The 11,492-nt window shown below is 45.8% G+C and carries 10 protein-coding genes and 1 pseudogene; all 11 read right to left on the bottom strand.

Annotated features, from left to right (window positions below):
* Nucleotides 1-83: 83 nt before the first annotated feature.
* The 11 genes and pseudogenes from ACTNEW_RS10050 to ACTNEW_RS10000 all read right to left on the bottom strand — a co-directional run bounded on the left by ACTNEW_RS10050 (nucleotide 84) and on the right by ACTNEW_RS10000 (nucleotide 11,477).
* Entirely contained in the window at nucleotides 84-719 is a 636-nt protein-coding gene (locus tag ACTNEW_RS10050) for a reverse transcriptase domain-containing protein (protein WP_441060448.1), read from the bottom strand.
* A gap of 719 nt (nucleotides 720-1,438) precedes the next feature.
* The gene (locus tag ACTNEW_RS10045; RefSeq protein WP_092070303.1) at nucleotides 1,439-3,610 is read right to left on the bottom strand and encodes a VirB4-like conjugal transfer ATPase, CD1110 family; all 2,172 of its coding nucleotides are present in this window, start codon (nucleotides 3,608-3,610) and stop codon (nucleotides 1,439-1,441) included.
* Nucleotides 3,534-3,962: a PrgI family protein gene (locus tag ACTNEW_RS10040; RefSeq protein WP_173727760.1), complete on the bottom strand. Its 429-nt coding sequence runs from the start codon at nucleotides 3,960-3,962 to the stop codon at nucleotides 3,534-3,536. The genes ACTNEW_RS10045 and ACTNEW_RS10040 overlap by 77 nt, the downstream gene beginning before the upstream one ends.
* Before the next feature lie 14 nt (nucleotides 3,963-3,976).
* On the bottom strand, nucleotides 3,977-4,849 hold the full coding sequence (locus ACTNEW_RS10035; protein ID WP_005426566.1) for a VirB6/TrbL-like conjugal transfer protein, CD1112 family: 873 nt from the start codon (nucleotides 4,847-4,849) through the stop codon (nucleotides 3,977-3,979).
* 4 nt (nucleotides 4,850-4,853) lie between these two features.
* Nucleotides 4,854-4,937: pseudogene (locus ACTNEW_RS10030) on the bottom strand (Maff2 family mobile element protein); the annotation flags it as partial.
* Between the two features lie 91 nt (nucleotides 4,938-5,028).
* Nucleotides 5,029-6,699: a recombinase family protein gene (locus ACTNEW_RS10025; RefSeq protein WP_002584321.1), complete on the bottom strand. Its 1,671-nt coding sequence runs from the start codon at nucleotides 6,697-6,699 to the stop codon at nucleotides 5,029-5,031.
* The gene (locus ACTNEW_RS10020) at nucleotides 6,700-6,897 is read right to left on the bottom strand and encodes a hypothetical protein (RefSeq protein ID WP_002592708.1); all 198 of its coding nucleotides are present in this window, start codon (nucleotides 6,895-6,897) and stop codon (nucleotides 6,700-6,702) included.
* A gap of 241 nt (nucleotides 6,898-7,138) precedes the next feature.
* Entirely contained in the window at nucleotides 7,139-8,476 is a 1,338-nt protein-coding gene (locus tag ACTNEW_RS10015; protein WP_002584323.1) for a virulence-associated E family protein, read from the bottom strand.
* Nucleotides 8,445-9,089 carry a CHC2 zinc finger domain-containing protein gene (locus ACTNEW_RS10010; protein ID WP_002584324.1) on the bottom strand — a complete coding sequence of 215 codons (645 nt, stop codon included), beginning with the start codon at nucleotides 9,087-9,089 and terminating at the stop codon, nucleotides 8,445-8,447. Before ACTNEW_RS10010 ends, ACTNEW_RS10015 begins: the two co-directional genes overlap by 32 nt.
* Nucleotides 9,090-9,154: 65 nt before the next feature.
* Nucleotides 9,155-10,735, bottom strand: a complete 1,581-nt coding sequence (mobQ, locus tag ACTNEW_RS10005; protein ID WP_002584325.1) for a MobQ family relaxase — start codon at nucleotides 10,733-10,735, stop codon at nucleotides 9,155-9,157.
* Nucleotides 10,736-10,931: 196 nt separating this feature from the next.
* On the bottom strand, nucleotides 10,932-11,477 hold the full coding sequence (locus ACTNEW_RS10000) for an AAA family ATPase (RefSeq protein WP_002584326.1): 546 nt from the start codon (nucleotides 11,475-11,477) through the stop codon (nucleotides 10,932-10,934).
* Nucleotides 11,478-11,492: the final 15 nt, after the last annotated feature.

Below are 11,492 nucleotides of genomic sequence, written 5' to 3'. Positions count from 1 at the left end.
CACAGCGTAAAGCAATCCGATGTAAAATCCATCAGAATAATTTATGCTGTGCCTCTTTTTAATTTGATTGAATGCGGTATGGTTTAGGACCAGATAAAATGCCGGATAACACTTTTATCCCGAATTCCCAACGTCCATATCTGTTTCAGTAGCTTCCCATGGTCAACGTTATCAAAGAATCCCTTGATATCTACATCAACTACATAGTGGAATCCGTCCACCTGCGCCAGTTTGTAACACACGGCAACGGCATTCTTAGTGCTACGATTCGGTCTGAAACCATAGCTGTGCCGATAAAACTTGGCTTCGCATATAGGCTCCATAACCTGCAATACGCTTTGTTGTACAATCCTATCTATTACAGTAGGAATTCCTAATGGTCGCATTTTTCCATTCGGCTTTGGGATATACACCCTTCTGACCGCTTTGGGTTGATAGTTAAGGATTTTGTCCCTAACGCATCGAACCAATGCTTCCTCTGACATCTCAGCTAAGTCCTTAAAGGTCTTACCGTCGACACCAGGCGTGTTGCTTCCTTTGTTTGATTTGAGATTACGATATGCCATTTTGATATTGGCATCTGAACCGATAATACTTATCAGATCCGTGAAAATCTTTTTGTTCGCACTATCCGCATATAATGCATCCTGTACTTCGACCATGCCGTAATACTCAGCATGACGGATAGCACTTTTCTTTAACAATTCCTTTCTTTGCATAGTCAACATCACCTCACTCTCGCAAGACTTGTTTCTCTTAGTCATACTCGAACCTATGAATGTTAACTGCATTACTTTATTAAACTTGTTTTGTCGACTGGCAGACAGACCAGTCGTCCCACTAGAGGCTATTGCTCCACTCCCATTACAGGAGCTTCGTCGCTCGTGCCTCCGCTCTCACAACGATAAAGGTAAGTTATACAGTGTGCTTTCCTTACCAACAGGTCATAGCATGTGCAACTGCTCACTGTTCATTGCTTTCGACGTTCCAATATGGTGCAATATACTGTACTTAGGTGCCTCCTTTGAGCCTGCTAATTTCCATTGCCTGTAACAATGCTCCGACTTTCACTTCCACCCAGTTACTTTTCGGTAATCAGCGCCAAACCGTTGGCATGCGCTTTTCAACGCATTCGAATTTTAGACTCTTTAAATCGTCAGTTCGTCCCCACTTCCGTGGATACTCACCATATACAGCTTCACTACATAATCACAGGCAACCCACACCTCTGTGAATCTTTCCTCAGCCTTACCTGTTAGGACCTGCTTTTTGCTCTTCACCCTAACTTTTGACAACCCGATAGCTTTTGCACAACTATCACGCTGTAGGGAGTTTACGTGTGTCCCTTCAGGGCGTTACCCCTTCATTTGAACAACACCATATCAGTTGTATCAGTAGCTTTTTCTTTTTACGGACGGCTACTGACCCCGCTGTCTATTCAACAAGCGGAACGTCTCGTCCGGTGAAATTCATCCACATAATAACGGGTTGATTTCCTGCGACTGCGGTTCTGTGATACTCTTGTCCAAACCATATGCTGGACAATCAACATCCCTGCTTTTCGTAATGTGGTTCCAAGTTCCCGGATATCAAAGCATACCACTCTGTTCTGCGTATCGACATTACTTCGATGGTTAAATACATTCTGCGATCCTGTTACATACAACTGCAGACTGTTGGCAATGTTCTGTGCTGCTGGTTTATCTGGTGCATAAAAGTTCAGACGTTCATAGAAATCCTGCAAAGTCGGCATATTTTCCGGTTTTGGATCATTGTAAAGATATTTTTTATAAATGTCTTTTACACACAGGTCAATCATGGAAACCTCATCACCATTTAATTCTGCATTTTGAGGTTTCTTCATAATGACCTCGCAGAAAGATGTGATAAACTCTGCTTTATCAGCAATAATGGTATCAATATCCTCCACATCGCCATTAATCCTGTATTTCTCCGGATGATAAATAACATCCAGGTTCACTTCCATAGGATTGATGTAATCATTACTTTTTGCACTGATTTTAATAACTTCACCATTTAAGGCATTTACCAGCGGAAAATATTCTCCCTCCGGGTCACAGATAATAATGTCATCGTCTGTAATCAGGAAAACATTGAGAATTTCTCTTTTCGTTGCAAAACTCTTACCGGAACCAGGAGTACCCAAAATCAGGCCGTTAGGTGTTTTCAATCGTTTCCGATCCACCATAATGAGATTGTTTGACAGTGCATTTAAGCCATAGTAAAGAGCTTCACCGCCTTGGAAAAGTTCCTGTGTGGTAAACGGAACAAAGATTGCTGTAGAAGTCGTAGTCATAATTCTCTGTATTCCAGTCTGGTTCATTCCCAGTGGCAGTGATGCCACAAGTCCCTGTTCCTGCTGATATTGAAGTCTCCGTATATTACAATTATATTTCTGGGCAATTCCTGCCGTCTGATACACAATATTGTCCAGTTTTCTCTTATTATCCGCTGTATTCATCAGCAAAAAAGTAAGTTCAAAAAGTTTCTCATTTCTGGACTGGATTTCATTGAGCAATCCCTCCACATCCTCTCCGTATGTAGAAATGTCCGTTGGAATAATATCCATATCATATCCGCTTCTGACCGCTTTCTTCTGTTCTTCAATTTTCATTTTCTGAATATTTGACAGCGTACTTTTCAGACTTTTAATAGCTGCCTTGGGATCAATGGGACGCAAGTGCATATTGATGATAAGATTCTCTTCCAGATCCAGCAGATCTGCCAGCAGTTTATCCGTAAGTTCTGGTGATGTAATCTGTAAATATGACACGCATCCAAAAGTCTGTCCCATCCGAAAATAGCTGTCATTGCGAAAATCAAATCCGGTAGGTGCAATAAAGTCTTTTGTCTGCAGACCTGTTTTTGCAACCATCCCATAATGGAAATGGAAAGATTCTTTTGTGTCCATATTCATCACATCATGCAGAATTTTCAGACGTTCTACTCCATTTAAAGGCTCTGCCATGGCTCCCATCACCTTAAAATTATTCAACACACTGGCTTCAATTCTCTCCAGCCTGGATTTTGCATTTCGCAGATTATCCGCTTTAATGGAAAATGTGATATATTTTGTTTTTACAAGCCCGTTATTTCCTTTGGAAAGCTGCATTTTCAACATATCCGAATATTCTTTCCGGATATCATTGAAACAGTCATCCTGCTCTGGAATATCAATATTTTTTGCATACTCATCAAAATTCACCTGTTGATTAAGAAATGTAATTTGTACCTCAACAGAGCTGTCAAATGAATTTAGGAACTCACAATAGTTCTCAAAAATAGCCGCTTTATCATCATTCTGCGCTAACTGGTAATTTATATCGTAGAACTGCACCATTTTTGAATAATAGTTATCATCCGTTCTGCAGATACCATCCTTATATATTTCCTTATATGGAATCGTATCCTGCGCTGTAAAAGGCTTCCTCTTCTTCTGATTCTCCGCTTTTATCATCCGAAGTTCTTTCAGACGCTTTTTTTCCTCTTTCGTAAGTCCGGTTTTCTGTTTCTTATTTTTTTCGGTCTGCTTTTTTAAAGAAATGGAACGGATTTCTCGCTTCCCTGGCTTCTTTTGCCTTTTTCTCAAGCCATGCACCCTCTTTCTCTAATTTATCGTACTCTATAATCCGATCATATAAGTTTTTTGAACGATAGACCCTGATTCCAGGTCTTAAAAATTTCTGCCGGATAATGTGAAGCAGTATTTTCTCTGCTGGAAATCCATCCTTTTCATACATTGCAAAAAAGAAAAATGGCAGCATCACTATGATCATAAGCGTTGCTGCCACATCTGTTCCCAGTCCTGCTTTTGTCAGCAAATAGACCGGAACCCCACAAATTCCTGCCAGAGAAAAACATATAATTTGTCTTTTAGTTAAATTCAGTGCTAATTTTGTCTTTATTTTTGAAAAATCTTTCGGCACTGGAACATATGCCATATTCTTGTTTCCTCCTAATGTGCATTGAAGATTGATTTTGCCAGGGAACTGGTCTTAAACAGGCTGAAACATAAAATAACTGTATATGCTGCAACTGACCAGATAGCTGTATGAAGATTATCCGCAACTGTAATAGCATTTACCAGAACTGCATAAATCGCAACACATACCATCATAAAAAATCCCTGGAATCCCAACGCTAATAATGCCTTCACGTAATTATTTCCAATACTTCCCCATTCCCTGTTCGTAAATGTTGAAAACGGAATAGGTGCCACAGAGACATAAAGATATATTTCTATCATTCGTCCATATAAAATGACGGTAATCAGGACTGATATGATTTTTAGGCATAAACTGACCAGCATCGTTTCCAGACCAAGCCCCAGTAATTCTCCGATTCCCATATCTTCAATCTGCGTTTCAAGAAGTGTTTTCAATGCTTCTGTAACATCAATAGATGCAGAACCGGTTATCATACCGCCAGCATTAGATACCACATGATTCGCTACATCAAAAATTGCCATCGCAATATCAAAAGTATGAGTAACCAGATATACCGCTACCCACATCTTGAAAATGTATTTGAAAAACATAAACGTATCCGTATCGTGCATATTGTTTTTTTCCATAATCATGGAAATCAGCTCATAACACAGTACAAATGTAATAATCATCCCCGCAATGGGGACAATGACATTATCCGACAGATTTTTTATCATGGAAAAAATGCCACTGTTCCAATTTTGGGGTGTTTTCCCAACCTCTGTAGCAATCGTTTCTACTTTGGTATTTACATCGGTGAACATGGTATCCAGGTTTGATGTGATCCAGCCTGTTAGCAGATCCTTTATGAACTCTGTTATTTTTTCGGTTATTCCACCCATTTATTTATCCAAACAAAGTTGCAAGCTGTGGAATCAGGTTTATTCCAATCAGTACGATGCCACCGCCCGCCATCAACTGTTTCATCCCCAATTAGGTGTAAAAACTCTGCTCGATGGCGGGCGGCGGCGTACAAAAAATCTATATGGTGTTGTTAAGAGAACCGTCCCGGCGGGACAGGTCAGGCAGTGACCTGTTCCACCTCCGGGATGGGTTTGAGATTAAAATGAATTTCGATAGAAATGTGTCTTGTTTTATCTTCGTCAATGCGCTCATGCACAACGATTTCTTTGATTAAGCGGTTGAGGGTGGCTGCGTCCAGCTCTGTGATGTTGGCGTATTCCTGAATGGCTTCCACCCATTGTTTTGCATCATTGGCAAGCTGGACTTCATCGGACAGCCGCTTTCTGCCCTCGGACACTTTTGTTTTAAGCTCCGTCTGCTCGGTCTGTGTCTTTTCCAGCATGGTGTTGAAATTCTGCTCACTGATACGCCCTGCAATCATATCCTCATAAAGCCGCATGACCATTTTGTCCAGAACCTCAATCCGTTCCTCGTCCCTTGTAAGGGAGCGTTCCATTGCTTCCCGCTGTTCCCGCTGCTCGGCTTCACAGGTATTGGTCAGGCGGTCGGCAACCGCTTCCCCGTCCATCAGGGCAGCTCTGGCACATTCCCGGATTTTCCGCAGCACATGGCTGTAAAGGGTGTCATAATCAATCCGGTGCTGGGTGCAGTGGTTCTTTCCAAAGGCATTGTAGGTCTTGCAGGAGTAAATCCGCTGGGGATGTTTAGCGTTTGTGTAGCGTACCGTCAGCGACTTCCCACACTCGCCGCATTTTAACAGTCCGGCAAACAGGCTGATTTCATTGGTCTGCCCCGGACGCTGGCGGGATTTCAGCTTGTTCTGCACAATGTCAAAGCTCATGCTGTCAATCAGCGGTTCATGCTGTCCCTCCACCACAATCCAGTCCTCCGGCTTCTTTTCCCCAATCGTGCCGATTTTGAAGCGGTAGTCCTTTTTCTGGGAAGCAATCGCCCCGGTGTAGACGGGATTCATCAAAAGGTCTTTGATAACGGAGAAGTCCCACATATACCGCCCGTTTTCTGGGTCTTTCTTTTCCCATTTGGTGCGGGTATTGCGAAGCCCCCGTTCCCGGTTCCACCATGTAGGGCAGGGGATTTTTTCTTTCTCCAGCCGTCTGCGGATATAGTTCGGACCATGACCGTTCAGGGCATATCCGAAAATCAGCCGCACAATCGGGGCGGTTTCCTCGTCAATGAGCAGATGGTTTTTGTCCTCCGGGTCTTTCCGATACCCAAACGGGGCAAGACACCCGGTAAACTGTCCTTTCTGCGCTTTCAGAAGATAAGAGGAATGGACTTTCTTGGAAATATCCTTGCTGTACATCTCGTTCAGGATATTCTTGAACGGGGCAATGTCGTTGTTATCCCGCAGGGTGTCGATGCCGTCATTCATGGCGATATAGCGGACACCGTTTCTTGGGAAAAAGTCCTCAATCAAATGCCCGGTTTGCAGATAATTACGCCCCAGTCGGCTGAGGTCTTTCGTGATGACAAGGTTGATCTGCCTGCGCTCAATGGCTCTCAACATTCTCTGTAGGTCAGGACGCTCCATGTTAAGACCTGTGAAGCCATCGTCCTGATAGACTGCCACAACCTCCCATCCCTGCTTTTCGCAGTATTTTTCCAGCATATCACGCTGGTTTGCGATACTGGCACTTTCGCCTTGCAGGTCATCGTCCTTTGACAGCCTGCAATAGACCGCCGCACGATAACCCCCGGCAAGTGCCGAACCGATTGTTCTGTATTCCATTTCGTTCATCATAGCCATTTACCCACACAATCCAGACGGTATCTGGCTCTTTTGAACCTCATCTTCATTATAGCCTATATCTTTCTTTTTAGCAAGATATTCTTTTGCATTTGTCTTTCCGTATTTCTGGGAAATCAGGCTGACGAACACATCAGTGGCGTCAAGCTCCCCGTCAAATACAGTGGTCACATGAATCTCTGTTTTGTTTTTTGCCATAGGCAGTTATCCTCCATACATGAAAATAGCCAGACAGAGGGTGTCGGCAACGAAGTCCGGCAACGGACTTCAAAAGACCTTGCAAACAATCTCAATCTGGCGATGGTTACTATTTATACTTTTCTTTTATTTTTTTGTTGTTTTGGTTGTTATAAGGGAGAAAAGCCCGGAAATAAGGGGTTTTTCCCGGCAACCGGCTCGGCAACGGGATAACAACAGGGGGTGCAACGGGCTGTCCTTTTCAGAATGGAAGCTCCATCTGTTCTGTGACCTCCACAAAACCGTCCATCGTTTTTTCAGACGGGTTGCCGGAGTCCGTTGCCGGGTTTTCACGCTCCCAGCCCTTTTGTCTGCCATATTCGGAAAACATTCTTGGGTTTGGGAAGTACCGCCAGCTGGAAATGCACTGGTTCATAATCTCGTTGATTTCCCGGATTTCCCATTGCTTCGGCTCGTCAAAAGCATGGTTCAAGGCTTCCTTATAGAGCTGCTTGGAGCAGACCATGCTCCCGGTGTATTTATCAAGATACGCCTGTATCATCCCGGCTTTGGTGTCCTCCGGCATAAAATCCCGCTGGTGTTCTTTGAGATACCGCTGCATGGCGGGGCTGAAAGCCAGCTTGAACCTGCCGCTTTTATAAATCTCCATCGCTTCCGCCCACATCTGCCCGATATAGGCTCTGGAAGCGGCTTCATCCTCCAAAATGTGAACTTCCGCCTGCTCCGGGTACACCATGACCGGGATAAAGCGGCGGTTGCCGGAACGGTCAAGGGGCAGGAAGTCAAGGGCATTGGAAGTGCCGCCAAACACGCACTGACGGGGGCGGTCTGCCGGGTGGGTTTCATAAGGTATCTTGTAGACCTCTTTCTGCCGGCTTAAAAATGACTTGATTTCCTCAATGCTCTTGGCGTTGGCGGTTGCCATCATTTCCGACATTTCAATAATCCAGTGACCTTGCAGCTTGCGGTACACATTGTCATCGTCCAGCTTCCGCAAATCATCGGAGAACCACTCGTCCCGGACTGCCAGCAGCCGGAAGAAGGTGGACTTTCCAGCCCCCTGACCGCCTACCAGACAGAGCATGATTTCAAACTTGCACCCCGGCTGAAAGGCTCGTGAGATTGCACCCAGCAGGAACAGCTTCAACGCTTCATAGGTGTAATCGTCTGCGTCAGCCCCCAGAAAGTGCCGCAGGCAGAAGCGGATTCGCTCTGTCCCGTCCCACACAAGGGTATTGAGATAGTCCCGGATGGGATGGTACTTGTTTTCATTCGCCACAATCCCGATGGCGTTATCAATCTTTTTCTCATTGGTAAGCCCGTAGGTTTCTTCCAGATAAAGAAGCAGATACTTCATGTCCGTATCGTTCAGGGCGGTGCTTTCTCTGTGAAAACCGATGGGCTTTATGATGTCCTTGCGGTCAGTCAGGATGTTGTATGCGATAGCCCCTGAAAGCAGAGGGTCACGTTGGAATACGGTCAGGCAGTTCCGTATGCTCTGACGGACACCGCCTTTCTCGGTGGTTTCCAGCCCCGCCTTGATTTCCTCAACGCTCTGGGGCGGCTGCATGGCGTTCATAGTGTTTTTTAGTTCTTGCTGCGTCTGCGGCTGCAAGTTCTGCCATTCGCTGTTCAAGCTGTATCACATCCTTTCCGTAGTCCGTAATCAAATCCGCTTTTTCCTCTGTTTCCCCGAACAGCAGCACATCCAGCAGATATTCCACTTGGGCTTGCTTCTGTAAGGCTTCCACAAACCGGGGATGAAAGGCTTCCTCCGGGGAGTGCGGGGCGTAGTCCGTTCTCCATGCCATCAGCAGATGGAGATAATCGGCAAGAATACGGAAGCAGCGATTCTTTGCTTCCTGAAACTGTTCCTCCGGGGATTTCTGCCGGGTCTTGGGCTTTTTTACCTTTCCCGGCGGTTTCCAGTCCTCATAGGAAAGCCCGAAGTCCTGTGCCAGCTGTACGGCGGCTTCTTTCTTTCCCAGCCCATACAGGGCGGCGGCAAAATCAATCACATCCCCATCCGCACCGCAGCCGAAGCAATGGTAACGCCGATCCAGCTTCATGCTTGGGGTTTTATCGTTATGGAACGGGCAGCAAGCCATCCCGTTCCGACCTACATGGATTCCATAATACTCCGCAGCCTGTCTTGTTGTGACGGACTGCTTCACAGCTTCGAATACATTCAAATCTATCCCTCCTTGAAAATAAGAAAAGCACCTGACATTCTCTAATTGAAAATGGCAAGTGCCTGTTAAAGTTCCATATCCTGTTGTCTGTGTTTCTCCTGTGCCGGGGCGGTTCTTTGTGCTTTTTTCTCGTCAGTCTTATCCTGCAAGACTTCTTTGATGGGCTGCTTCTTGGGCGGCTCTTTGCTTTCCTCTGTGCCGGGTGTGGCTTTCCGTACCCAGTAGCGGATGTCCCGCAGCTTCTTCAAATCCTCCTGTACCTCGGTCAGTGGTACTTTCAGCTCTGCGATTTCGCTGAGAAGCGTTTCCTGCTCCTGTTGCAACTCATTTTTCGTTTTATCCTTATCGTCCGGGTGCTTGGCAAGGTAGTCAGCGGCTTTCTCATACCGGGCAACCTCCGGGTGTTCCTGTTTGAATTTCCCCTTTATTTTCTTAAAAAATATCTTCTGGTACTTCTCATAGACAGCCTTACATTCCTTGCAGTCTGTCCGGCTGGCAAGAATCCCGTCAATCACTTTGCTCCGGGCTTCCTTTGGCTTCATCTGATTGCGGTAATCTGCGGCTGATTTCCCGGAAGATTCCAGAAACGCTTCTAAGTCCTCCACAGTGGAAAGCCCCTTTTGCCGGAGATAGGACAGGGCTTCGCTGACTGCCTTTAAGTCCTGTGAAGTTCCCCGGTTCTGTCCAGCCCTTGTCCAGTCCTTCCGTTCTTCCTTTCGTATCTCCATATACTTCATCAGCAGATTGGGAAGAAGTGTCGCTTCCTCCGCCGCCTTTTGTGCAAGCAGCTCCTTCCGTTTTTCTCCCAGCTCGGTAATCCAGCCTTTGAGGTTTTGGATAAGCTGCCGGATGGACTTCATCAGGCGGTTGGCGGCTCTGATTTCCCGGTTCAGGTTGCCGATATTCGTCTGGATACCTCGCTTTTCCATCTGCCGGACAGCAGTCCCCTCATGGACAGTGGGGACTATATCAAGCCCCTGTCTGGCATAGGAACGCAAGTCCACACGCTCCGGGCGGTCATTGGCGTCCAGATAGCGGTTCTGGATAACCTCCCATTCATGCCGCCAGATTTCACAATACTTCTGGTCGTTCCAGTCCACCGTATCCTCCTTGTGGCTTTTCCACCTGCCGGACGGCAGCTTTATCCGTTCCCCATTCTCGTCAAGGTCATAAACCTTGCGGCTCTTGGGAAGCCATTTTCCATGTTCATCCATTGCCCGCATGGTCAGCAGGACATGGGCGTGGGGATTGTGTCCCGGCGGATGGGGGTCATGGATGGCAAAATCAGCAATCATGCCTTTGGAAACAAACTGCTGTTCACAAAACTCCCGTACAAGGACAGCGTACTGGTCGGGCGGTATCTCTCTGGGAATGGTAAGCACCCACCGCCTTGCAAGCTGGGAGTTCCATTGCTTTTCCACCGCTTCGGCGGCATTCCATAAAGTATTGCGGTCTGCATATTCCTGTGGAGCATTTGCCGGGAGCAGGATTTCATTGTGGACGATACCACGCTTTTCCGGGTAGTGCTTTACTTGCTGGTCGTATTCACAGAACAGCTTTTCGCCGCTTTGGTAAGCAGCGGCGGCAACCGCAGACTGCCGCTGGCTGCGCTGAACAATCGTGATTTCGTTGTGTGGACAAGGCATTTCGTGTCCCTCCTTTCGCTAATTGGTGGATAGGGTGGCGTTTTACCACCTCATTTTGGGCAGAAAAAAAGCAGGAGACCTTTTTCAGATTTCCTGCTCGGTGTGCCACTGTGTGAGCGGCGGGTATTTAGTTGTAAAAGTTCGGGACAAGTTGACCCGATGTAAAGCTAACAAACTGGAATTGCACCAAAACAATCTAAGACAACAACGCTGCCCTACTTGCGATTTTTTCTTGTACTGCGGAAACAGTTTCTTGAATGGAATAAGTGGTCGTATCTATAACATTCGATTCATATATTCCCAGATTGCAAAATTGCTCCCACATGGTTTCTACCAATTCGATATTTGTCTTTCGGTCTAACTTTGAGCGTTCAACAGCTCGCTTCAAGGTTTCTTCCTTACTTGCCCTTAAAATAATATAATGCACCTCATAATGTTCCCGAACAAGACTTTGCCACGGCTTTAAAAACCACGGTCCGATAATACCGTCAACAATTACATCATATCCACCACGAGCATATCGCTTCGCAGCTTCTAAAAACGCTTCAATGACAATCAAATTTTGCTCATTTGATTCCGGCAAATGCGGTGGTATTGCCCCTTTACTCAAATAATGATAAAAGTCATCTGTGTGCATATGCACAGACTTTTCCAAATCTGATTCTTTTGCAACAGCAGATGCCGTTGTAGTTTTTCCTGTCCCCGGCGCACCTGTGATTACAATAATTCTACCTTGATTCATCTATATTTTACCTCC

Origin of the sequence: Blautia sp. HCP3S3_G3 (genome assembly GCF_052063365.1) — a bacterium.
Classification (GTDB): Bacteria; Bacillota; Clostridia; order Lachnospirales; family Lachnospiraceae; genus Blautia_A.
The sequence above is the reverse complement of the archived record's forward strand: the minus strand, read 5'-3'. Positions and strand labels throughout refer to the sequence as shown.